Source organism: Xanthomonas euroxanthea (assembly GCF_903989455.1).
Taxonomy (GTDB): Bacteria; Pseudomonadota; Gammaproteobacteria; order Xanthomonadales; family Xanthomonadaceae; genus Xanthomonas; species Xanthomonas euroxanthea.
Genome location: NZ_LR861803.1, coordinates 4,874,267 through 4,897,367, shown reverse-complemented (window position 1 = coordinate 4,897,367; position 23,101 = coordinate 4,874,267). Strand labels below are relative to the sequence as shown.

Annotated in this window: 25 protein-coding genes; 10 read left to right on the top strand and 15 right to left on the bottom strand. The window is 67.2% G+C overall.

Translation table 11 applies throughout. The features are described from left to right. Positions 1–6: 6 nt before the first annotated feature. The 4 genes from H7A86_RS20400 (at position 7) to H7A86_RS20385 (ending at position 6,723) form a co-directional block, all read left to right on the top strand. On the top strand, positions 7–1,185 hold the full coding sequence (locus tag H7A86_RS20400) for a sugar diacid recognition domain-containing protein (protein ID WP_119132650.1): 1,179 nt from the start codon (positions 7–9) through the stop codon (positions 1,183–1,185). A 136-nt stretch (positions 1,186–1,321) separates the two neighbouring features. Next, positions 1,322–3,073, top strand: a complete 1,752-nt coding sequence (locus H7A86_RS20395; RefSeq protein ID WP_119132649.1) for a sensor domain-containing diguanylate cyclase — start codon at positions 1,322–1,324, stop codon at positions 3,071–3,073. Between the two features lie 136 nt (positions 3,074–3,209). Continuing rightward, entirely contained in the window at positions 3,210–3,602 is a 393-nt protein-coding gene (locus H7A86_RS20390) for a DUF2628 domain-containing protein (protein WP_016902101.1), read from the top strand. Positions 3,603–4,245: 643 nt separating this feature from the next. Continuing rightward, entirely contained in the window at positions 4,246–6,723 is a 2,478-nt protein-coding gene (locus H7A86_RS20385; RefSeq protein WP_119132648.1) for a GH92 family glycosyl hydrolase, read from the top strand. A gap of 202 nt (positions 6,724–6,925) precedes the next feature. Here H7A86_RS20385 and H7A86_RS20380 read toward each other — a convergent pair whose 3' ends face one another. From H7A86_RS20380 to H7A86_RS20360, 5 genes are all read right to left on the bottom strand, one after another. After that, positions 6,926–8,341, bottom strand: coding sequence for an amino acid permease (locus H7A86_RS20380; protein WP_104650369.1), 1,416 nt, complete (start codon positions 8,339–8,341; stop codon positions 6,926–6,928). Between the two features lie 203 nt (positions 8,342–8,544). After that, complete coding sequence (locus H7A86_RS20375) at positions 8,545–8,925, bottom strand: hypothetical protein (RefSeq protein ID WP_104585894.1); 381 nt, start codon at positions 8,923–8,925, stop codon at positions 8,545–8,547. Between the two features lie 127 nt (positions 8,926–9,052). Next, entirely contained in the window at positions 9,053–9,673 is a 621-nt protein-coding gene (locus H7A86_RS20370) for a glutathione S-transferase family protein (RefSeq protein WP_119132647.1), read from the bottom strand. 200 nt (positions 9,674–9,873) lie between these two features. Continuing rightward, on the bottom strand, positions 9,874–10,104 hold the full coding sequence (locus H7A86_RS20365; RefSeq protein ID WP_104585887.1) for a hypothetical protein: 231 nt from the start codon (positions 10,102–10,104) through the stop codon (positions 9,874–9,876). Between the two features lie 135 nt (positions 10,105–10,239). After that, on the bottom strand, positions 10,240–11,163 hold the full coding sequence (locus tag H7A86_RS20360) for a LysR family transcriptional regulator (protein WP_104650398.1): 924 nt from the start codon (positions 11,161–11,163) through the stop codon (positions 10,240–10,242). A 96-nt stretch (positions 11,164–11,259) separates the two neighbouring features. Here H7A86_RS20360 and H7A86_RS20355 point away from each other — a divergent pair, with 96 nt between their 5' ends. The 5 genes from H7A86_RS20355 to H7A86_RS20335 all read left to right on the top strand — a co-directional run bounded on the left by H7A86_RS20355 (position 11,260) and on the right by H7A86_RS20335 (position 15,868). Then, the gene (locus H7A86_RS20355) at positions 11,260–12,267 is read left to right on the top strand and encodes a zinc-binding alcohol dehydrogenase family protein (RefSeq protein WP_119132646.1); all 1,008 of its coding nucleotides are present in this window, start codon (positions 11,260–11,262) and stop codon (positions 12,265–12,267) included. Between the two features lie 181 nt (positions 12,268–12,448). Beyond that, positions 12,449–14,032 carry a DNA recombination protein RmuC gene (locus tag H7A86_RS20350; RefSeq protein ID WP_119132645.1) on the top strand — a complete coding sequence of 528 codons (1,584 nt, stop codon included), beginning with the start codon at positions 12,449–12,451 and terminating at the stop codon, positions 14,030–14,032. A 181-nt stretch (positions 14,033–14,213) separates the two neighbouring features. Further along, positions 14,214–14,618 carry a hypothetical protein gene (locus H7A86_RS20345; RefSeq protein WP_180708182.1) on the top strand — a complete coding sequence of 135 codons (405 nt, stop codon included), beginning with the start codon at positions 14,214–14,216 and terminating at the stop codon, positions 14,616–14,618. A 153-nt stretch (positions 14,619–14,771) separates the two neighbouring features. After that, the gene (locus H7A86_RS20340; RefSeq protein ID WP_119132644.1) at positions 14,772–15,323 is read left to right on the top strand and encodes a glutathione peroxidase; all 552 of its coding nucleotides are present in this window, start codon (positions 14,772–14,774) and stop codon (positions 15,321–15,323) included. Positions 15,324–15,448: 125 nt separating this feature from the next. Further along, entirely contained in the window at positions 15,449–15,868 is a 420-nt protein-coding gene (locus tag H7A86_RS20335; RefSeq protein WP_104585875.1) for a lysozyme inhibitor LprI family protein, read from the top strand. Between the two features lie 154 nt (positions 15,869–16,022). On the opposite strand, the gene H7A86_RS20330 is transcribed toward H7A86_RS20335, so the two are convergent. The 6 genes from H7A86_RS20330 to H7A86_RS20305 are packed head-to-tail and all read right to left on the bottom strand — an operon-like array spanning position 16,023 to position 20,137. Beyond that, complete coding sequence (locus tag H7A86_RS20330) at positions 16,023–17,090, bottom strand: MlaA family lipoprotein (RefSeq protein ID WP_119132643.1); 1,068 nt, start codon at positions 17,088–17,090, stop codon at positions 16,023–16,025. 10 nt (positions 17,091–17,100) lie between these two features. Next, positions 17,101–17,400 (bottom strand): STAS domain-containing protein, encoded by a 300-nt coding sequence (locus H7A86_RS20325; RefSeq protein ID WP_104650361.1) that lies wholly within the window; start codon positions 17,398–17,400, stop codon positions 17,101–17,103. Next, the gene (locus tag H7A86_RS20320; RefSeq protein ID WP_104586194.1) at positions 17,390–18,052 is read right to left on the bottom strand and encodes an MlaC/ttg2D family ABC transporter substrate-binding protein; all 663 of its coding nucleotides are present in this window, start codon (positions 18,050–18,052) and stop codon (positions 17,390–17,392) included. Before H7A86_RS20320 ends, H7A86_RS20325 begins: the two co-directional genes overlap by 11 nt. After that, complete coding sequence (gene mlaD / locus H7A86_RS20315; RefSeq protein ID WP_104586196.1) at positions 18,049–18,582, bottom strand: outer membrane lipid asymmetry maintenance protein MlaD; 534 nt, start codon at positions 18,580–18,582, stop codon at positions 18,049–18,051. Before mlaD ends, H7A86_RS20320 begins: the two co-directional genes overlap by 4 nt. 11 nt (positions 18,583–18,593) lie before the next feature. Then, positions 18,594–19,343 (bottom strand): MlaE family lipid ABC transporter permease subunit, encoded by a 750-nt coding sequence (locus H7A86_RS20310; protein WP_104535395.1) that lies wholly within the window; start codon positions 19,341–19,343, stop codon positions 18,594–18,596. Further along, positions 19,343–20,137, bottom strand: coding sequence for an ABC transporter ATP-binding protein (locus tag H7A86_RS20305; RefSeq protein ID WP_024940544.1), 795 nt, complete (start codon positions 20,135–20,137; stop codon positions 19,343–19,345). Before H7A86_RS20305 ends, H7A86_RS20310 begins: the two co-directional genes overlap by 1 nt. Positions 20,138–20,372: 235 nt before the next feature. Here H7A86_RS20305 and H7A86_RS20300 point away from each other — a divergent pair, with 235 nt between their 5' ends. Beyond that, on the top strand, positions 20,373–20,660 hold the full coding sequence (locus tag H7A86_RS20300) for a DUF6916 family protein (RefSeq protein ID WP_104586190.1): 288 nt from the start codon (positions 20,373–20,375) through the stop codon (positions 20,658–20,660). Positions 20,661–20,666: 6 nt separating this feature from the next. Here H7A86_RS20300 and H7A86_RS20295 read toward each other — a convergent pair whose 3' ends face one another. From H7A86_RS20295 to H7A86_RS20280, 4 genes are all read right to left on the bottom strand, one after another. Next, positions 20,667–21,194, bottom strand: a complete 528-nt coding sequence (locus tag H7A86_RS20295; RefSeq protein WP_115678194.1) for a GNAT family N-acetyltransferase — start codon at positions 21,192–21,194, stop codon at positions 20,667–20,669. A gap of 36 nt (positions 21,195–21,230) precedes the next feature. Next, the gene (locus H7A86_RS20290) at positions 21,231–21,767 is read right to left on the bottom strand and encodes a phage tail protein (RefSeq protein WP_119132642.1); all 537 of its coding nucleotides are present in this window, start codon (positions 21,765–21,767) and stop codon (positions 21,231–21,233) included. 57 nt (positions 21,768–21,824) lie between these two features. After that, a complete protein-coding gene (locus H7A86_RS20285) occupies positions 21,825–22,352 on the bottom strand; it encodes a phage tail protein (RefSeq protein ID WP_115678192.1) in 528 nt (175 codons plus the stop codon). Positions 22,353–22,423: 71 nt separating this feature from the next. Continuing rightward, a complete protein-coding gene (locus H7A86_RS20280) occupies positions 22,424–22,969 on the bottom strand; it encodes a phage tail protein (protein ID WP_119132641.1) in 546 nt (181 codons plus the stop codon). Between the last annotated feature and the right edge of the window lie 132 nt (positions 22,970–23,101).

Below are 23,101 nucleotides of genomic sequence, written 5' to 3'. Positions count from 1 at the left end.
CAGCCCATGCTCACGCTCGACCGCACCCTGGCGCAGTCCATCGTCGACCGCGCGATGACCATCATCGACGGCAACGTCAATGTGATGGACCACACCGGCGTCATCATCGCCAGCGGCGAGCCGGCCCGCCTCGGCCAGCTGCACGAAGGCGCGCTGCTGGTGCTGTCCAGGCAGGGCCGGGTGGAGATCGATGCGGCGCTGGCCCGGCAGCTGGACGCGGTGCGCCCGGGCGTCAACCTGCCGCTGATCGCCGATGGCCGCATCGTCGGCTGCGTCGGGCTGACCGGCGAGCCGCAGCGGATCGGGCAACAGGCCGAACTGGTGCGCATGGCGGCCGAAGCGATGCTGGAACAGGCCGGCCTGCTGCGCCTGCTGGCCCGCGATGCGCGCCTGCGCGAGGAAGTCACGCTCGGCCTGATCCGCGCCGACGGACCGACCCCGGCACTGGCCGGCTGGGCCGAACGGCTCGGCATCGCGCTGGACCTGCCGCGCGTAGCGGCCGTGATCGAAGTGGAAAGCGACACCCTCGACCTGGACGCCATGCTGGTGGAACTGCAGCGCCTGCACACGCTGCTGGCCACGCCCGAGCGCGGCAACCTGATCGCCGCCACCGCGCTCAACGAACTGGTGGTGCTCAAGCCCGCGCTGGACCGCCGCGGCCACTGGGACGTGGGCGAACAACGCCGTCGCGCGCATACCTTGCTCGAGCGCATGCGTGCCAGCAGCCCGCTGCGCATCCGCCTCGCGCTGGGGCAGTACTTCCCGCAGCCCAACGGGCTGGCGCTGTCGCACCAGATCGCGCGCACCACCATGCGCATCGGCAAGGCGCGCGCGCCGCAGGCCGACGCGTTCTTCTACGACGACCATCGCCTGCCGGTGCTGGTGGACGACCTGCGCCGGGCCTGGCAGGCCGACGAATTGCGCAAGCCGCTGCAGGCACTGCTGGCACAGGACCGGCGCGGCGACCTGTTGAAGACCTTGTCGGTCTGGTTCGGCGCCGGCATGCGCATGGCGCCCACCGCCAAGGCACTGGCCATCCACCGCAATACGCTGGATTACCGCATGCAGCGCATCGCAGGACTCTGCGGCATGGACCTGGGCAACACCGACGACTGCGTGCGCCTGTACCTGGCCCTGCAGATGGACGACACCAGCGCCTCCAGCGGCGCCGACCCCGCCGCCTAGGGCGCCGGTGCCGCCGGGCAGGCCGCAGCGCCGGCGCACACCCCATCCTGTGTCGCGGCGCACGAAACCAGCGTCAGGCAGGTATGCCCGGTCCGCTAGACTGAGCGGATTGTCAGGGGAACAAGCGAGCATTCCGTTGAGCCACTGCGACACCGTCGCGTCATCCACTTCCCGCGAAACCGATCGGCTGTCGCGTCTGGCGCTGTTGCAGATCGTCGATACCGATGCCGAGCCGTTCTTCGATGCGTTGGCCGCCGCCGCGCAGGCGATTGCCGGCACGCCGATCGCGCTGGTGTCGTTGGTGGACGAGCATCGTCAATGGTGGAAGGCCAATATCGGCCTGCCCGGCGCCAGTGAAACCCCACGCGAGCTCGCGTTCTGCACCCACGCCATCGAGGACGATGCGGTGATGGAAGTACGCAATGCGCCGGCCGATCCACGCTTTTGCGACAACACGCTGGTCACCGATGCGCCGGGGATCCGTTATTACGCCGGCGCGCCGATCGTCTTGTCCGACGGTTTGCGCATGGGCACGGTGTGCGTGATCGACCAGCGCCCGCGCGCGCTGGAGCCGGCGCAACTGGCCGCCTTGCAGCAGCTGGCCAGGGTCGCCGCCGAAGGGCTGGAGCAGCGCCGGCTGATGCTGGAGCGCGAAGCTGCCAACGCACAGCTGCAGCAACGCCTGCGCGAGAGCGAAGCGTTTCTGGAACGCACCGGCCGGGTCGCCGGTGTCGGCGGCTGGGAGGTGGATGTGGCCAGCGGCGTGCTGACCTGGTCGGACCAGACCTGCCGGCTGCACGATCTGCCGCCCGGCTACCGGCCGACCCTGGCCGAGGGGATCGGCTTCTATCCGCTGGATGCGCGCGCGGTGATCACCGAGGCGGTGGACAGCTGCGTGCGCGACGGCACGCCCTGGGACCTGGAACTGCCGCTGGTCAGCGCCACCGGCCGGCGGCTGTGGGTGCACAGCACCGGTTCGATGGAGCATGTGGATGGGCGCATCCGCCTGATCGGCGCGATCCAGGACGTCACCGACCGCCATCGCGCAGTGGATGCGCTGGCTGCCAGCGAGCGCAAGTTCCGCAACATGTTCCAGTACAGCCTGGGCCTGATCTGCACCCACGAGATGGATGGCCGGCTGATCAGCATCAATCCGGCCGCGGCGCGCTCGCTGGGCCGCAGCGTGGACGACATGGAAGGGCGCTCGTTGCTGGAATTCATCCGCCCCGAGCTGCACGCCGCCTTCCAGGGCTATCTGTCGCGGATGGTGCTCGACGGCCAGGACGCCGGCGTGATCGAGCTGGTCGCCAGCGATGGCAGCCTGCGCCACTGGCAATACCGCAACGTGCTGGACGTGGAGGCCGACGCCACCGTCGTGCTGGCGCACGCCCAGGACATCACCAACCAGTACCAGCAGGAGAAGCAGCTGCTGGAATGGTCGTTCACCGACCCGCTCACCAACTGCTACAACCGCCGCTTCCTGGACGAACTGGACAAGCGCGACCCCAGCGTGCGCTGGGGCTGCATCGTGGTGGATCTGGACAAGTTCAAGCTGGTCAACGACACCCATGGCCACCAGCGCGGCGACGAGGTGCTGGTGCAGATGGCCTGGTTCCTCAACCAGCCGCTGCGCACCCAGGACCGTCTGGTCCGCCTGGGCGGCGACGAGTTCCTGGTGCTGCTGCATCAACCCACCCAGTCGCAGCTGGCGGCATTGGCGCGCGACTACGTGGCCGCCACCGACGACGCCCCGATCCAGTTCACCCTGGGCACCGCCCTGCGCCACGACGGCGAGGCGCTGGCGGCAGTGGTCGATCGCGCCGACCGTTCGCTGTACGCGCTGCGCCGGGCGCGCCGCGGCACCGGTGGCAGCGACCAGCGCGAGTAACGCGCGCTGCGGCCTGCAAGCGGCCACGGCCGAAGCTGATCGGCGGCTGACCCTCCGCGTCCGACCGGTGCCGAAGAACGTGCCGATGAATACGCGATCGCCTATCATGTAATCGTTTTCAACTACATGGTTTGGAATGGATACCTTCGATCGCACCCAGCTCAGTCCCAAGTGGCAGTTCCGTTTCGATTTCTTCGACCGTCACGGTGGCCCCAAAGACCCCAGTTACAAGAACGCACTGAAGACCCTGAGCTTTGGCGAGAAGGTCAAGGTCGGCATGAACTTCTATGCCTTCTTCTTCGGCGTCATCTATTTCTTCATCATCGGCCTGTGGCGCAAGGCGTTGAGCCTGATCGGCATCAGCGTCGTGGTGAGCATTGTGGCCTCGTTCCTGCCGGCCGCGTTTCAGAACGTGCTGTGGCTGCCGCTGTCGTTGTTGACCGGCATGATCGCCAACTACGCCTACTACCTGGACAAGGTGAAGGGCAGCACCAGCTGGAACCCGTTCGAGGGCATGCGCTGGATCTGAAGCAACTGCGTCACCGGCGCGTCGGCCCCTCCCGCCGCCACGCCAGCGTCGCCAGGCCCGGTCACTGACCGGGCTTTTTTTATGGGCCATCAAGCCCCGTGGACCAAATCCCTCTCCCCCCGGGGCGATAAGGCACAGCTTGCGCGCCACTGGCGCGCGTGCCTGGGAGCGCCCGCGCTGCTAGCGCGGGCCGGGGCGCGGAGCGGGGGTTGGGGTGAGGGTTCGGCCCCCGACGCGCAACACGCCCAAGAGCGCCACCTTCAACCAACCGCACGCAGCGCAGACGAATCAATCCCAAGCCAACTCATCCGTCAGTGCCTATGACACGCTTCAGAATGGCAGTACCTGACAGCGCGCAACAGATCGCCTCAAAACGTCTAAAACATCCGCAAAACTGCCAGCACCCGCACACTTTGCTGCGCCGCGGTGTGCAGCAAGCGGTCGAGAATGCTTAATCTTTGCCGACACATGGCCCATGGCCGCATCGAATTTAGATCGATCCAAACAATCCAGGGCGGGCGCGAAATCGCGCTGCCGGTCGCCGTTTGAACGCGGTCGTTGTGCGTCGATCGCTGCGTGGTGCAGCGATCGGCATGGATCCCCACCTGCGGCTTCGGTCGCCCTCTCCTCCGAGGTGTCTTGCATGCTCTCCGCAGTCTGGTCCGATCGTTCCGTTTCGCAGGGCGCTCCGGCGCCGTTCTGGCGCCGCGCCGCCGCCGGCCTATGCCTGCTCGGCATGGCGGTGTCCGCGCCGCTGGCCGCGCAGGACCCGGCGCAGGTCAACACCTTCATCGGCAGCAAGGACGACGGCAATACCTTCCCCGGTGCCTCGGCCCCGTTCGGCCTGGTCCAGGTCAGCCCGATCGGTGCGCACTACGCCGGCTGGCGCTATGACGACCCCAGCATCCGCGGCTTCGGCCATTCGTTCCTGTCCGGGGCCGGCTGCTGGGAGCAGGGCGGCCAGGTCTCGGTGCTGCCGGTCACCGGCCGCATCGGCCCGGGCGGCGACTTCGACACCGGCGACGCCAAGGCCTTCGACCAGAAGCGCTACGCCGCCCGCTACACCCATGACGGCGAGGTGGGCCAGGCCGGCTACTACAAGGTGCGGCTGACCGACTACGGCGGCATCGACGCCGAAGCCACCGCGCTTACCCGCGCCGCCGCCGAGCGCTACAGCTTCGCGCCCGGCGCCGACACCGGCCATGTGCTGGTCAACCTCGGCCAGGCCAACGACCGCCACGTGGTGATCGGCAGCCAGCTGCAGGTGGTCGGCGACCGCGTGGTCGAAGGCAAACTCACCACGCAGAGCTTCTGCGGCGGCCACGAATACACCACCTGGTTCCGGCTGGAATTCGACCGCCCGTTTACCGCGCACGGTGTCTGGGGCGAAGACGGCGGCGTGCCCGGCGCGCGCCACGGCATGGGCGGCGAACTCAAGCCCAACGGCGCCTGGCTCAGCTTCCCGCTGGGCAAGAACAAGACCGCGCGCGCAGTGACCGTGGTCAGCGCCATCTCGCATGTGGACGCCGACGGCGCGCGCAACAACCTGCGCGCCGACGGCATGCAGGGCGGCAAGCTGCTGGGCCTGGAGCAGATGCGCCAGCGCGCGCAACAGGCCTGGCGCACGGAACTGGCCGGCATGCAGCTGGCCGGCGCCAGCGCCGACGATCGCACGGTGGCCTACACCGCGCTTTATCACGCGCTGCTGCAGCCGCTGACCGGCAGCGATGCCGATGGCCGCTATCGCGGCTTCGACGATGCGATCCACCGTGCCGAGGGCTGGACCTACTACGAGTACTTCTCGCTGTGGGACACCTATCGCTCGCAGAACCAGCTGCTGGCCTTGCTGCAGCCGGCGCGCGCGCGCGACATCGGTCGCTCGCTGCTGGCCATCCACCAGCAAGGCGGCTGGCTGCCGCGCTGGGGGTACGCCAATTACGACACCAACATCATGACCGGCGACCCGGTGACGCCCTTCATGGTCGACCTGTGGCGCTTCGGCGCGCTGCAGGGCAGTGAAACCGAGGCCTACGCCGCGCTGCGCCAGAACGCCTTCGGCCAGCCGCCCATCAATTCGCGCCACGCCGGGCGCTCGGGCAACGCCAGCTACCTGGCCAACGGCTACGTGCAATACGACCGTGCCTTCCCCTCCAAGGGCATGGACGTGGACCCGCACCACGGCGGCTCGGCCACGCTGGAATACGCGCTGGCCGACTGCGCGCTGGCGCAGATGGCGCAGGCGCTCGGCCACATCGACGACAGCGCGCTGCTACGCAGACGCGGCGGCAACTGGCACAACGTCTGGGACGCCGGCGTGCGCGATGCCGACACCGGCTTCAGCGGCTTTCCGCGCCCGCGGCTGGAAGACGGCAGCTGGTATGCCCCCTCGGACGATCACTACAGCCCACGCTCGCAGCATGGCTTCCACGAAGGCACCGCCTGGCAATACCAGTGGCTGGTGCAGCAGGACATCCCCGGCATGCTGCAGGCCATGCATGGCAGCGAGCAGGCCGGCAAACGCCTGGATGCGTTCTTCGCCTACGACGACCTGCTCAAGGACCCGCTCAACGCCGCGCGCACGCACTGGGTGGTCGGCCCGTACAGCTACTACAACCAGTACCGCTACAACCCCAACAACGAACCGGACCTGCACGCCCCGTGGATGTACACGTTGATCGGCCAGCCGTGGAAGACCGCCACCGTGGTGCGCGCCGCCCAGCAGCTGTTCACCAACGCGCCCAATGGCGTCACCGGCAACGACGACCTCGGCACGATGTCGGCCTGGTACCTGTTCAGTGCGCTGGGCCTGTATCCGGCGGTGCCGGGCAGCGGGCAGTTCCTGCTGCATGCCCCGCGCTTCAAGCGGGTCACGCTGGCGCTGGGCAACGGCAAGCGCCTGCGTATCGACGCCCCCGGCGCCGACGGCCGCGCGCTGCAATACGTGGACAGCGTGCGTTTCAACGGGCAACCGCAGCGGCAGGTGTTCCTGGACTGGGCCCAGCTGCAGCAGGGCGGCACGCTGTCGTTTGCACTAAGCAAGCAGGCGCCGACCCAGGGCTGGGGCACGCAACCAGAGGCATTGCCTGCCTCGTTCTGCGCCACGCCTGCGGCGGCACCGTGATTCAAGCGCCGGTATCGCGAGCGCGGGCCGGCGCCCAGCCTGAAAGCAAGGGCACAGCTCGCCTGTGTTGATTCATTCTTAAAGGCGCGTGGCGACGCGTTCGTCATCGCTGGCACCTGCCGGGTGTCCGAGGCGCCCCTCATCCGTACTGCGAGCCCCTTCTCCCGCTGGGAGAAGGGCACACTCCCGACGGGAGGAGGAACTATCCCACCTTCGCCAACCGGCTATTGCGCCGGCCATAGGCCACATACACCACCACACCCAGCGCGTTCCAGGCCAGGAACCACCCCTGCGTCGTGCTTGGCAGACTCCAGAACAGATACAGGCAGCCCAGGATCGCCACCGGACCCACCACCCATGCCAGCGGCGTCCGGAAGGAGCGCGCACGCGTGGGCTCGCGCACGCGCAGCACCAGCAGGCACGCCGCCACCGCAGTGAACGCCGCCAGGGTCCCGGCATTGGCCAATGCGGCAATTTCATCCAGGCGCGCCACGCCGGCCAACGCCGCCACCAGCACCGCCGTGAACAGGGTGATCGCCACCGGCGTGCCGGTGCGGGCATTGACCTTGGACAGGCCGCGCGGCAACAGGCCATCGCGCGACATCACGAAGAAGATGCGGCTCTGCCCATACAGGAACGCCAGCAACACCGTCGGCAGCGCGATGATCGCCACCGCACCGATGACCAGCGCCGCCTTGCCGTGGCCGAGTTCGCGCATGATCAGCGCCAACGGCTCCGGGCTCTTGCCGAACACGGTGAAGCTCATCGCGCCCACCGCCGACAACGCCACCAGCACATAGATCAGCGTGCAGCCGATCATCGAGCCGACGATGCCGATCGACAGATCGCGCCCCGGGTTCTTGGTTTCTTCGGCCGCGGTGGAGATCGCATCGAAGCCATAGAACGCGAAGAAGATGATCGCCGCCGCGGCCATCACCCCGCGCTCCACGCCATCGGCACCTTCGGTCTTGGGAAAGCCATACGGCATGAACGGCTGCAGGTTGGCGCTGTCGAACGCCGGCAACGCAATGGCCACGAACACGCCCAGCGCCACGATCTTCAGCACCACCAGCACCGCGTTGAGCGTGGCGCTTTCCTTGGTGCCGGCCATCAGCATGCCGGCGACCAGGAAGGTGATCACCACCGCCGGCAGGTTGACGATGCCGCCGGCATGCGGCCCGGCCACCAGGGCATGCGGCAGGTTGACCCCCAACCACTGCAGGAAGCCGACGAAATAGCCCGACCAGCCCACCGCCACCGTGCTCACCACCAGCGAGTATTCCAGCACCAGGCTCCAGCCCACCACCCAGGCGATGCTCTCGCCGAGCGCGGTGTAGCTGTAGGTGTAGGCGCTGCCGGCAGCCGGCATCATCGTGGCCATCTCCGCATACGCCAGCGCCGCACAGGCGCACACGATGCCGGCCGCCACGAACGACAGCAGCACCGCCGGGCCGGCCTTGTCCGCGCCCACGCCGATCAACGTATAGATGCCGGTGCCGACGATCGCGCCGATGCCCAGCGCGACCAGATGCGGCCAACTCAGGCTGCGGACCAGCTGCCGGCCGGCCTCGTGCACGGTGACCTGATCGATGGGTTTGCGCCTGAGCCAAGACGACATGCGGACCTCGCGGGAACAAAAGAAGGCGCGAGTGTCGCCCAACGCGCCGCAGCAAAGCTATCGGTCCAAGGTCATGCGTCGGCGCCAGCATGGCCGCGCACGCGTACCGTATCAGCTGTCAGCGCGCCACACCCGCCGGTCCCCGGCCAAGCGACCGCCACCCGCGATCCCGCTTTTGCGAATCCCCAATCCCAAATCCCCGCTCACTCCACAGACGGGCGGTGCGGTGGGCGCACATTGCGATAGACCAACTGCACCGCCCACGCGCCGATCAGGCCGACCGCACCGGCGGCGAAATGGGTCCAATCGAGTACCCGTGGCGCCGCGCCATTGGCGTCATGCCCCCAGAAGTTGAACCACAACAGCACCAGTGCGGTGACCCCGATGCCGATCCAGAACCACAGCCGTGTTCCACCAATGGCATAGAACAAAAACGGCAACGCGGCGCCGATCAGAAAATGCACCGGGAAGAAATACGCCGTGCCGTACGGCCGCATCAGGTACCAGACGATCGCGGCAAAGCTGCCCAGAAAAACGAACAGGCCCAGCGCGAACAGACGGGTTTGGTTGGTGGCGGTGGTCATCGGGTGGCCTGGCAGGAACGAAGCCTCACCCTAGCGATGCGCAGGTCACGTTGAGGTCAATGCGATGCGATCCGCATGCAAATCCAGCATCGCCGCACTGTCTGGCTCGCTTTTGCGCAGGCGTAGTCTACGGCGCATTGCAGCCATGACGTCGAAAGCCGGCACGCGTCTTCAGGCAGGCGTGATACGCCGCCACCGCCGGCAACGCCGGCCGCGCGATCGGGCTGGCAAGCCAGCGCTGCGTGGATAAGCCCAACACGATATCGGCCAGGGTGAAGTCGGCTCCGAGCACGAACGGGCCGCCGCGTTGCAGCTGTGCCTCGAGGATGGCCATGTGCCGGTTCCACTCGCGCACGCTCGCCGCAATCGCCTGTGGATCGGCATGTGCCGCGCTGCCGCGCACGCTGGCCATGAACGCGTAACGCCAGGCGTTGTTGAGTTCGGTGGCCTGCCAATCCATCCATTGCTCGACCAGCGCACGGGCAGCGGGCGCCGTCGGCAACAGGTCGGCGCGTCCTGCACGCGCGGCCAGATACCGGCAGATCGTGTTCGACTCCCACAGCACCAGATCGCCATCGCGGATCACCGGCACCAGTGCGTTGGGGTTGAGCGCGCGAAAGGCCTCCGTGTCCAGCGATGCAAACCCGCTGCCATACGCGTGCAGCGTGTAGTCCAGCGCCAGTTCCTCGCACAGCCACAGCACCTTGCGCACGTTGATCGATGTCGGCTTTCCGTAGATGTCCAGCATATGTGCCCGGGGATGGAGGTGGTGAGTGCGTGCAGACGACTACGCCAGTGACTGCTCTGCGTCTCGCGCGTGCGTCGATGCATCATTGCAGCAGCACGGCTGCCGCGTCTGCGTACAACGGAGCGGATGCTGCAATGGGCATGTGTACATTCGTGCAGCCATGCAGATCGACGCGTGCAACCTGTCCCATTGCCGCTTGCCTACACCGTCAGCTTGCCCGCGTAAGCGTCGCGCACGCTCTGGCTGATATACGTGCTCAAGCCGCGCCCTGCCTTGGCCAGGCGCTGCATGGTCGCGACCACGTCGGCGCCGGCACTGGCGGCGGTGTACACATAGGTCTCGCCACTGCGAAAGCGCACCGCGATTGCATCGTCTGCCACCGCATAGGCCACCACTCCGGAGTGGCCCTGGCGATTGCCGTAGCACTGCATCGACGGGAAGCGGCGGGCTGTCATGCAGGCAGGCTAGAAGCTGCGCAGTGACGGGCACCTCAACGCGCGCGGCAGTCGCGCAGACCTTGCCGCGGCGCGCGTGCATCCATCCCGCCCCTGTTCCGGCGCAGCAGGTCAACGCGCATCGGACGCCAGCGGGTACAGCGCCGTCATCGCCTGGCAGCGTTGCGCAAACAGCGCGTGCAGCTGCCGCACCGCTGGCGAAAACTGCTTGCGATGCGGGCACACCAGGTGCAGAGGCAGGCGGTCGCCGCACTCCGGGAACAGCACCTGCAAACGCCCGGCCTGCACGTCGGTGCAGACATCCAGCCAGGATTTATAGGCGATGCCTTCGCCTGCCACTGCCCAGCGCCGCACGATATCGGCGTCATCGCACAGCATCGCGCCACGCACCGGCACGATGTGGCGGCGGCCCTCCAGCTCGAACTGCCAGCGGTCGTAGGCGCGCCCGGCCAGCAGATACAGCAGGCAGGCGTGCTCGCGCAGCGCGTCCAGCGTGGCCGGTTGTCCGTGCCGTTGCAGATAGGACGGCGCGGCGACCAGCACCCGCCGGTTGTGCGGCGCCAGTGGCAGCGCCACATGCTCCGCATCGTCGATACGACCCAGCCGGAACGCCACATCCACCGGCGCGCGGTACAGGTCCGCCACCTGGTCGGACAGATGCAGGCGCAGGCGCAGGCGCGGATGCGCGGCGCGGAACTCGGTCAGCCACGGCAGCAGCACATTGCGGCCCAGGTCCGACGGGGCGGTTACCTGCAGCACGCCCTGCAGTTCGGTGTCGTGCCCGCGCACCTGCTCGCGCCCATCGCGCAGCAGCTCCAGCACCTGGCGTGCGTAGGGCAGGTACTGCTCTCCCTCGGCGGTCAGCCGCAGGCTGCGCGTGGAGCGCGCAAACAGGCGCAGGTCCAGGGCCCGCTCCAGCCGCGCCACTGCCGCGCTGACCTGGCCGGGCAGCAGGTCGGCCTCGCGCGCGGCATTGGAAAAACTGCCCAGTGCCGCCGTGCGCACGAACAGCGCCAAGTCGTCGAAGCGGACCATCTTCACTCCAGCTGTGAAAGTGCTTGCGCAGTTTGCCGGTTTTTCTCGCAATGCCGGCGGCCGACCATGCAGTTCCCTCCCCGCAGGACGTCCGCCTTGAAAGCCATCGCCTATCCCCAGCACGGTCTGCCCATCGACGACGCGCGCGCGCTGGTCGCGCTCGACCTGCCGCTGCCCGAGCCCGGCCCGCGCGACCTGCGCGTGCGTATCCATGCCATCTCGGTCAATCCGGTCGACACCAAGGTGCGCGCCAACGCCGCGGTCGACGCACCGCGCGTGCTCGGCTGGGATGCCAGCGGCGTGGTCGATGCGGTGGGCAGCGCGGTCAGCCTGTTCCAGCCCGGCGATGCGGTGTACTACGCCGGCACCTTGAACCGCCCGGGCACCAATGCCGAATACCACCTGGTGGACGAACGCCTGGTCGGGCGCAAGCCGGCCACGCTCGATGACGCCTCGGCCGCCGCGTTGCCGCTGACCGCGATCACCGCCTGGGAGCTGCTGTTCGACCGCCTGCGCATCGCCGAAGACGGCGGGCAGGGCCAGACCCTGCTGGTGGTCGGCGCCGCCGGGGGCGTCGGCTCGATCCTGGTGCAGCTGGCGCGCACGTTGACCAAGCTGACCGTGATCGGCACCGCCTCGCGCCCGCAGACGCAGGACTGGGTGTATGCGCTCGGTGCCCACCATGTCATCGACCACACCCAGCCGCTGAGCGAGAGCCTGCAGCGCATCGGCATCGCCCAGGTCGAGCATGTCGCCAGCCTGACCCATACCGACCAGCACTTCGCCCAGCTGGTCGAGGTGCTCGCACCGCAGGGCCAGTTGGCCCTGATCGACGACCCGGCCACGCTCGATGTGCTGCCGCTCAAGCGCAAGAGCGCGTCGCTGCACTGGGAATTCATGTTCACCCGCTCGCTGTTCGACACCGACGACATGATTGCCCAGCACCACCTGCTCAACCGCGTCGCCGCGCTGGTGGACAGCGGCACGCTGCGCAGCACGCTGGGCGAGCACTACGGCCGCATCACCGTCGACAACCTGCGCCGCGCCCACGCCGCACTGGAATCGCATCGCACCCGCGGCAAGCTGGTGTTGGAAGGGTTCTGACCGCGGCGACGTTGCGACTGCGCAGCTCTGGCCCGGCTCGCCACGCCGTCAGCCGCGTCGGAGTCGCTTGATGCGCATTGCCGCAGGCGCAACGTCCCAGGCGCCCGCGCACTGAGCACCGGCCGCCCAACCGGCATCGCACTGGCGCAGCCCCTGCGACCGGCCCGGCTACACTGCGCGCATGTCATCCCAATCCCTGATCCTTCTCGGACTGCTTGTCGTAGTCCTCGTGTTGCAGCTGATCGCCCTGCTGCGACGTCCTTCCACCAGCGGCCTGGAGCTGGCGCTGCGTGCCGAGCAACGCGACGGCCGCGGCGAATTGCGCGAGCAGCTCGAAGGCCTGGCGCGGCAGCAGGACGGCCGCCTGGAAACCTTCGCACGCAATCTCACCGAACTGTCCACGCGCACCGACCAGCGCCTGGACCTGTTGCGCGATGCACTCGGCGAAGACGCACGCAAGGCGCGCGAAGAAAGCGCCCTGGCGCAACAACGCACCGGCGAACTGCTCACCCTGCGGCTGACCGAATTGCGCACCCAGCTCGACGGCTTCGGCCAGCAGCAGGAAACCCGCATCCAGGTGTTCGGCCAGCAGCTGACCGAGCTGATCGCGCGCACCGACACCCATATGGCCGCCCTGCGCGAAGCGCTGGCCGACGATGCCCGCAAGGGCCGGCAGGAGGCCGGCGAGTCGCAGCAGCGCTTCACCGAGGCCCTGGGCCAACGCCTGACCGAACTCACCCAGCGCAACGAACTGCGCATCGGCGAAATGCGCGCCACGCTGGAACAACAGCTGGCCAACCTGCAGAACGACAACGCCAGCAAGCTCGAACTGATGCGCGCCACCGTCGATGAAAAACTGCAGACCACGCTCAACACGCGGCTGGATGCCTCCTTCAAGCTCGTCTCCGAACGCCTGGAACAGGTGCAGCGCGGCCTGGGCGAGATGCAGCAGCTGGCTACCGGCGTGGGCGATCTCAAGCGTGTGCTGAGCAACGTCAAGGACCGCGGCGGCTGGGGCGAAGTGCAGCTGGAGAACATCCTCGAACAGACGCTGACGATGGAGCAGTACGCGCGCAGCGTGCGGGTCAGGCCCGACAGCGCCGAGGCGGTGGATTTCGCGATTCGCCTGCCGGGCCGTGGCGACGACACGGTGGTGTGGCTGCCGGTCGATGCCAAGTTCCCGCGCGAGGATTACGAACGCCTGATCGACGCGCAGGAAAAGGGCGACCTCGACGCGATCAAGACGTCGACGGCGCAGCTGGAACGCGCCATCCGCATCCAGGCCAAGTCGATCAGCGACAAGTACGTCTGCCCGCCGCAGACCACCGACTTCGCGGTGATGTTCCTGCCCACCGAAGGCCTGTACGCCGAAGTGATCCGTCGCGCCGGCCTGGTCGACCTGCTGCAGCGCGAACATCGCGTGGTGCTGGCCGGCCCGACCACCTTCACCGCCCTGCTCAACAGCCTGCAGATGGGCTTCCGCACGCTGGCGATCGAAAAGCGCTCCAGCGAGGTCTGGCAGGTGCTGGGCGCGGTGAAGAGCGAGTTCGGCAAGTTCGCCGGCATCCTCGAAAAGGCCGAGCGGCAGATCAGCACGGTCGGCAAGAGCCTGGGCGAAGCCAGCCGCAAGACCCGCACCATCGAACGCCGCCTGCGCGGCGTGGAAACCCTGGCCAGCGAACACTCCCAGGCGCTGCTGGACGATGCCGGCAGCGACGACACCGCCAGCAGCAGCGACGACGACAGCAACGACGAGCAGGAATGATCCGCCGCCCAAGGCGACGCAACAAGCCACGACGTAGGAGCGCACCCGGGCGCGACCAGGCATTGCCGATAACGCCCCATCGCGGCCAGGGCCGCTCCTACAAAACGCAGGTCTCCGGCATGGCTTCTTGCCGATAGCGAGCACGCCACGCAGACATCGCCACCGCGATGCTTGCAGCCACCTGATGCAAGACGAGAGTGTCAACATGGCAACCCGATGGATCCATGCAGTGGTCTGCGCGCTGCTGCTGACCGCATGCAGCACGCCTCCGGCGACCAGGCCGGGCGCTGCGGCGGGTACGCCGCAGCCACCGCACGCCGGTTCCGCCGACGCTGCCGAATGCACGGCTAAGGGCGGGCAACTGCGTCCTGTCGGCCGCATGCAGACGGTGCGTTGCGTGGTGCCGTATGCCGATGCCGGCAAGACCTGCAGCGACAGTTCCGACTGCAGCGGTGATTGCCTGGCCACCAGCATCGTGCCGACCGGCACCGCGACATCCGGCACCTGCCAGCGCGACAGCGACCGCTTCGGTTGCCGCCAGGAAGTGATCGGCGGCTTGGGCCAGGCCGCGTTGTGCATCGATTGACGTCTTAGAACGTGGTGAAGCGCCTGCACGGGTCGATCAGCCGCTTGGCCCGTGCGCGTCGCTGGAGATCACTGCAAGCGCCATGAGCCAGCCGTCTCGCTCGCGCCATCGTGGCGGTTTATGCTCTCGGCTCTACCTGTCCAGGACGTATCGATGAGCCAGACGCTTTACGACATCCCGGTTGCCCGCATCGACGGTGAGCCCGCCACGCTGGCCTACTATCGCGGCAAGGTGCTGCTGGTGGTCAACGTCGCCTCCAAGTGCGGACTGACCCCGCAGTACGAGAGCCTGGAAGCGCTGTATCGCGACAAGCAGGCACAGGGACTGGAAGTGCTGGGCTTTCCGGCCAACGACTTCAAGGGGCAGGAGCCCGGCAGCGAGGCGGAGATCGCGCAGTTCTGCCAGCTCACCTACGACGTGACCTTTCCGATGTTCTCCAAGATCGCCGTCACCGGTGCCGAGATCCATCCGCTGTATCAGCAGTTGACCAGCGCACAGCCGCAGGCCACCGGCGATGGCCCGATGCGCGAGAAACTGGCCGGCTACGGCATTGCACCCAACCCCGCACCGGGCGTGCTGTGGAACTTCGAAAAATTCCTGATCGGCCGCGACGGCCAGGTCATCGACCGCTTCGCCCCCGACGTGCCGGCAGACGATGCGCGCCTGCGTGCGGCGGTGGATGCAGCGTTGGCAGCGGCTGCCTGAAGCTCCTCTCCACCAGGACGAGACGCCACGCGTGTGCGCCAGTGGCACGCGTGGCCTGACGCAGCAAGCTGCATCCACCGTGTCGGTGCACGCATCGCGAAGGTGACTCAACAAGGACCCTGTCGATGCGTCTGCTCTTTGTCCTCCTGATGCTGCCTGGCAGTTCGTCATTGCACGCTGCGGAGCTTTGCCGCGACCTGCAGACAACCCCGGAAAGTAACGCTTGCTGGAACGAGCAAGTCGGCATCGCGCAGGCACGTCTGGATGATTATCTGGCGACCGCGCGCGACCGGGCCGTTTCCACATTGGGTATTGCCGCCGACGCTTTCGACAACGCACAGACGGCGTGGACGACGTACCGGGATCTTCAGTGCGGCAATGTGCAAACGCGCTGGCACGATGCGACAGTCCTGCCGGCCAAGGTGGCGCGCTGCATCGTCGACCTCGACGATCAGCGCGCGCACGATCTATGGAAGCACTATCTCACCTATATCGACCGCACGCCGTCGATCAGGCCCGAACCGGAGTTGCGCGCCGGCAAGTGACCTGGCAACTGCACCTTCGATCCTTCGATCTGGATTGCCCCAAGCAAGCCTGCGCCTAGGCAGCCTAGCCACCTCGCATGCTGGTGGCGGAAAATAAAAAGCCCGGGATCGCTCCCGGGCTTTCATATTGACGCCAAACCGCACGCTAGATCGATCAACGAATCCACTGCGGGATCGGCATCGCATCCACCGGCACGGTGCTGTCCTTGTCCTCGCGCAGGTAGTCGGGCAACTCGTTGTCCTTCTGGCGATGGCTGCGCAGGTCGCGCACGATCTGGTAGTTGCGGCGCTGCATCCATGCATCGCGGGTCAGTGCGTACTCGTCCGGTGCCTGGTCGCGCAGCGAATCCAGCGACATCAGTTGCGCGCGCGTATCCACCAGCTGCAGGCCCTGCAGGGCGAAGCGCGCGCCGCTGTCGTCGACCTGGCGCAACGGCGAGAGCGGAATGTCGCCGCCCAGGCCGAAGGTGTCGCGCACCGTGCGTGGGCCGAACAGCGGCAACTCGAAGTAGCGCGAATTGCGCCAGCCCCATACACCCAGGGTCTGACCGAAGTCCTCGCTGCGGCGCGGAATGCCGGCTGCGGAGGCCGGGTCGAACAGACCGGCCACGCCCAGCGTGGAATTCATCACGAAGCGGCCCAGCGACTGCATCGCATACACCGGGTGGCCCTGCAGCAGCTGGTTGACCATGGTCAGCGGCGTGCCGAGGTTGTCGAAGAAGTTGGTCACGCCCAGGCGTGCCGGACGCGGCACCACCTTGGTATAGCCGGTGGCCAACGGACGCGCCACGCCCCGGTCCACGGCCAGGTTGAAGCGGTGCATGCCGCGGTTGTAGCGCTCCCACGGATCGTAGGGCGGCGCATCACCGGGCTGGCCCGATGCACCGTTGGCGCCGGCCTGCGGGGTGGTGGGGCCGTAGAGCGCAGCGTAGTCGTCCTCGGCCGAGGTGGCGGCACCTGCGGTCCCGGCGGTCCCGGCGCTGGCATCGGCGCCGGTCTGGTCGGCCGGGGCTGCGGCGGTGGCCGGCAAGGCGTCCGGGGCGGCAAAGCCGGCAGTGGCCGGCTGCGCCGTCACACCGGCGTCGTCGCGTACCGGCGCCGGGGTCGCGTCCGGGGCGGTCTCGGCCGCGGACGCAAGCGGCGCGGATTTCGGAGCGTGGCTGGCGCAGGCACCAAGCAGCAGGCAGGCGGCCAACAGGGAAAGGGGGCGAAGCTGGGTCATGGGGTGGCGCTCAGGCCTGGAAATCGAAAGTAGGGGACAAACGGTAGGCGGCACGTAATTCGTCCAGACCGGACGCCTCACCCACCACCGTGACGGGACCGGCACCGGTGGCGCGTAGCCGCGCCGCCAGTTCGGCCAGCATTGCAACGCCGGCACTGTCCAGGCGTTGTACACCCGACAGGTCCAGCGTGCGAATGCCGTCCAGTTGCGCAATCGCCTGCGGCCAGGCCGCCGTGACCGCGTCGCGGTCGAGCACGCCGGTCAGTGCCAGCGTCTGGCCATTGCGTTGCACGGAATCGTTACTTGCCATTGGCCGGTGCCGGACCGACCTGCAGATTGCCGCTACGCAGCTCTGCGGCGACCTTGGCAATGCCCTTTTCGCGCAGCGGGGCGTCGAACTGTGTCTTGAAGGTCTGCACGTAGGAGATGCCTTCGATCATCACATCGAAGATCTTCCACTGGCCACCGACGTTACGCATCATGTAATCGACCGGGGTCGGGTCGTTGCCGGCGCGCAGCAGGTCGGTGGACACCTTGACGCCGCGGTTGCCCGGCAGCGCGCTCTCGGACTTGGCGCGGAAGGTCGGCTTGCCTTCGAAGTTGAGCAACGCGGTGCCGTAACGCTGCATCAGGTTGTCGGCCAGCGCATCGGCAAACAGCTTGACGTCCGCATCGGAGGCGCCACGGCCGTTGACGCCCAGCACCAGGCGGGCCGAGTAGTCGCGGTCGAAGGCCTTGTTCAATTCGCCATTGATGTACTGGCGCAGCGCGGCCGGGTTGCTGCGGAACTCGGCGCGGCGCTGGTCCAGCGTGCTCAGGATGCGGGTGCTGCTGTCGATGACGGTCTTGGTGGCCGCGCCCTGCGCAGGCGCGCTGGCGGCAGCCGGCTGCGCCAGCACGGTGGCCGGTGCGCACACCAGCAGGGTCGAGGCCAGGACAGCGGAGAGCAGGGTGGTTTTCATTGGTGCGGTTCCGTAGAGGGAGAAGCGGGCTGGGCAGGCGGGGCGGCCTGACCCTCTGCGGCGGATTTATCACCGCCGCCACTGAACATGTACTTGCCGACCAGCTGCAGCAGGTCCACCGCCGGCTGGGTGAAGCCGATTTCTTCGCCCGGCTTGAGCGTTTCCGGGTCGCCGCCCGGCTGCAACCCGATATAACTCTCGCCCAGCAGGCCGCTGGTGAAGATGCCGGCCGAGGTGTCGGCCGGCAGATCCTTGTACTTGTTGTCCAGCGACAGGGTCACCACCGAGTCGAACCTGGTCGGATCCAGGCTGATGTCGGACACCTTGCCGATGGTCACGCCGCCGATCTTCACCGGTGCCTGCGCACGCAGCTGGCCGATCTGGCTGAAGCGCGCGGTCAGCGTGTACTGGCTGGAGCCGAAGCCCCAGCGCTGGTTGGTCGAGGCCACCGCCAGCACCAGCAGTGAGGCCAGGGTCAGCAGCAAAAAGGCGCCGACGGCGAATTCGAGTCGTGGTCCACGCATGGCCATAGTTATTCCACTCACCTAAACAACATTGCAGAAAGGACGAAGTTGAACATCAGCACCAGCAGCGAGGCGTTCACCACCGCGCGGGTGGTGGCGATCGAGGTGCCTTCGATGGTCGGTTCGGCGTGGAAGCCCACGTAGGCGGCGACCAACGCGGCGGTGCCGCCGAAGATCGCCGACTTGAGCATGGCCACGCCAAAGTCGTCCCAGAAGTCCACGCTGTTGCTCAACCCCGACCAGAATGTGCCGTTGTCGATGCCCAGCACGTGCACGGCTTCGAAATAGCCGCCGGTGATGGCCAGCGAGCAGAACACGCCGGTCAGCAACGGCACCGTCAGCACCGCCGCCCAGAAGCGCGGTGCCACCGCCTTGGCGACCGGATCGATGGCCATCAGCTCCAGCGCCTTGATCTGGTCGGTGGCGCGCATCAGGCCCAGCTCGGCCGCGATCGAGCTGCCGGCGCGGCCGATGAACAGCAGCGCGGTCAGCACCGGTGCCAGTTCGCGGTACAGCGACAGCCCCAGCAGCGTGGACAGCGCATCCGACGCACCGTAGGTGGTCAGCGTGCGGTAGCCCTGCAGGGTCAGCACCAGGCCGACGAAGGCGCCGCCGACGGCGATGATCGGCAGCGACCGCGCGCCGACCTTGTAGATCTCGCGCACCAGCTCGGCGATGAAATCGCGCGTGGGTACCGAGCCGCGCAGCACGGTCAGCGAAAACAGCCCGGCGCGGCCGAAGGCGCGGATCGACTCGACCATGGCCATCAGGCGGCACTCCGGTCGCGCCGCGGCGCCGCATCGAAGGCGATCGGCCCATCCGGCTGGCCATGCAGGAATTGCTGCACCAGCGGATCGGTGCTGTCCTGCAGCTGCTCCGGCGTGCCGGCGAACACGATGCCGCCATTGGCGATGACCACGGCCTGGTCGCTGATCGGCAGGGTTTCGTGCACGTGGTGGCTGACGATGATGCTGGTCAGGCCAAGGCTGTCGTTGAGGCGCTGGATCAGGCTCATGATCACGCCCGAGGCGATCGGGTCCAGCCCGGTCAGCGGTTCGTCGTAGATCATCAGCGGCGGGTCCAGTGCCAGCGCGCGCGCCAGCGCCACACGCCGCGCCATGCCGCCGGACAATTCGCGCGGCCAGGCATCGGCGGCGGCCAGCAGGCCCACTGCATGCAGCTTCATCTGCACCAGGCGCTGCAGCACCGGCGCCGGCAGGCGCGTATGCGTACGCAGCGGCAGCGCGACGTTGTCGGCCACGCTCAGGTCGGTCAGCAGGCCATTGCCCTGCAGCAGCACGCCGACATTGCGACGCATCTCCAGCAATGCACGGTTGCCATGCGGGATCGCGTTGCCGAACAGGGTGACCGTGCCGGCGACCGGACGCAGCTCGCCGGTCAGCGCGGCCAGCAAGGTGGACTTGCCGCTGCCGGACGGACCGAGCACGGCAGTGATGCTGCCGCGTGGCACGTCGAGCGAGACGTCGCGCAGGATCGTACGACCGCCGCGATCGATGCGGACACCGGACAACTGCACGACAGGGGATGCGGACGCCGTCATCGAAGCCTTTAACAGAATTCCAACGCGATAGAGTAGCCGTCACACGGCTGAACATAACCGAACCGGTGCGTCCAGTATTATCGCATGACGCCTGCATCGCAGCGGACGCGTTGCAGCCGGCATGCATGCAACAAGCCGTCTCATGCATGACCCAACGCAATCTGCGAGCGCAGGGGTGTTGTGGCAGGTATGCCCTAGGTGGATGATCGGAGTTCCGGCCGACCACGAGTACGTAATGGATCTACTGACCCTGGAGCACTTTGCAGGCAGCGTCAATGAAACGTTCTCTGCCGCATTGAACGAAGGCGAGGTGCCATTCGTGCTGGTCGAGGCGCGGCCGCTGCCCACCACGCATGCCGTCCACCGGGCGCCCTTTTCGCTGCTGTTCCGCAACAGCTCGGCGTTCCTGTTTCCGCAGCAGACCTACCAGCTGCGACACACGCGGCTGGGCGAGATCGGCGTGTTCCTGGTGCCGGTGGCGCGCGAGCGCGACGGGTTTCTGTATCAGGCCGTTTTCAACTGAGTGCGTTCAACCGCGGTGCTCGGGAAAATGCCAGTGCATCTGCAGATGCGTCTGGTTGCTCATACCCGCGACGAAACCGTGGCGGATATACAGTCGTTGCGCGGCGGGGTTTGCGTGCAGCACGTGCAGTGACAATCCGCATCCGGCCTCGCGCGCCACCGCCTGCGCGTAGGCGAGCAGTTGCGAGCCGATGCCCTGGCCGCGCCAGTCCGGCAGCAGGCTGATATCCACCAGCGTATGTTGCGCGGCAGCGCGGTGCAGATACAGGCGCCCGATACGCAGATCCTTGGCCTGGACGATCAGAAAGTCGCCGCCTTCAAAATGTTGCTGGTAGTGCGCGCGCTGCAGCGCAAATTGCTGCTGAAGAAAGGCACGTTTGCTCGCCTCCGGCCACGGTACCGGTGCCAGCTCGTCGCTGCGGGTGCTGGCATAAAGCGCCTGCAGCCACGCGATGTCGGCTGGCTGCTCGGGGCGCAGGGCAAGATCCACCGCGCCCCGATTAGCGGTAGCGCTCGTTACGAACTGCATCTTCATCGCCGCCTCTGCAACGCGCCCGGGTGACGGCAGCGCTCAGTCGAACGCCGGATAGTCGCCCTGCAGCGCGATGCAGAAGTTCACGGCCAGATAGGGCTGGCGGTTCTCGTGCGCCTGTCCGCTGCCGGTAGGCAACAGCATGGTCGGGGAGAATTGCTTGTCCGGCGCGACCGCCAGGAACGGGCGCTCGGTGTTGACGTTCAGCGACGACAGCGCCACACCGTTGGCTGGCGTGCCCGTCTTCTTGGTCACGTCCGGCTGCGAGAGTATGTTGACGCCATGCTGGTGCATCGGGATCTGCGTGCTGAGCAGGCTTTCCGACGCGGAGCCGAAGTTGCTACCCAGCGAGTGCGGGGTCAGGCCCGGCCCCGCGCCCTGCTGGCAACCGGCGCGTGCGGAAAAGTTCGGTAACTGGAAGGTGCTGTTACCGTTGCCGCCATAGGCCACGCCGAGCAGGGAGTACAGCGTGGTGTTCTGCGCGATCGGCAGTGTGGCGCCATTGCACAACGCCCAGCCGTAGGGGTTGTAGTCGAAGCCGAACAGCTGGATTTCGCCGATATAGGGTTCGGTCATGAACAGAGTCTCCGATGAAGCGGATGCATACCGCGGCCTGCCGGCGCGGCGCGGGGATCAGGCCTGCTGCGGAAAGATGCCCGTGGTGGCGATGCAGTACTGCACCGTCAGTGTCGGCATGAGGTTGTCGTGCGGCTGGTTGCCGCCGGCGAACGAGGTGCTCTGCGTGGACATCGCCAAGGTGGTGCCACCGGTTGCATCGCTCACGTAGAACGTGCTGCCGTTGACCGCCGCCGGCAATAACCCCGCCGGTGCGGTCGCCGTCGCTGCGGTGGTGGTGGCCTGAGCGGTATGCGTGTGCGCCGGCATCTGCAGGTCCGTCAACGTCACCGTCTCGGTGCCGGCGTGCTGGGCGAGCACGTAGTTGCTCAGGCCCGGTCCCTGGCCCTGGTGGATCGGCAGGCGGCCGCGCAGATCCGGCACGCCGAACGTGCTGGTGCCATTGCCACCGTAGACAGTGCCGAGCAGGACGTACAACGGTTCGTATTCGGAAATCTGCAGCAACGAGCCGTCGCACGCCTGCCAACCCTGGGGAGTGCGGCCAAAACCGAACATGCGGATTTCGCCAATGAAGGGAGTACCCATGAAATTCTTCCTGGTCGATGGGGCGTCGTACGCAAGGCTGCGTACGCCGGCGCCCCCGGATACGGAGGCGCCTAGCTGCGCGAAGGGAAGATGCCGGACAGCGCGATGCAGAAATTGATTGCGGTATAGGGCTGCAGGTTCGGATGCGCCTGGCTGCCGCCGCTGTTGGCGATCGTGGACTGGGACAGCGGCACCATCGCGCCAGGCGCGGCGTACAACGCGTGCGCAGTCCCGGAGGCGACGTTGTTGTTCGCGAACAGACGGCCTGTCGGTGTGCGGTTGTCGCCGTTGGCGCTACTGCAATTCATCAGGTGGCTGTGCGGGGGCAGGTTGTCTGCCACCAGCGTCACCGTCTCCGCGCCTGCCGCCTGGCCCATGGGAGCGGCAGGCGGCTGCCAGTTCGGATCCGCCGACGGCCCATAGCCCATCGGGGTGCGCCCACGCATGTCCGGCAAGCCGAACGTGGTCCTGCCATCGCCGCCGAAGCGCGTGCCGAGCAGACTGAACAGGGCCTGGTTCTGATTGACTGGCAGCAATTGCCCGTTGCACTGCGCAAAATACTTCGGCGCGAATGCGAAACCGGTCAACATGATCTGGCCGATGAAGAACTCACTCATGCAGCTCTCCCTACGTAGGTGCGCCGCCGACCGACTGTCGGAGACTGACGTAGTCATACCTGCCGACATTGCATACCACAAGCCACCAAGATCCTAATTGAGATGAAGTATTAATTTTTCATTCTTTAACTG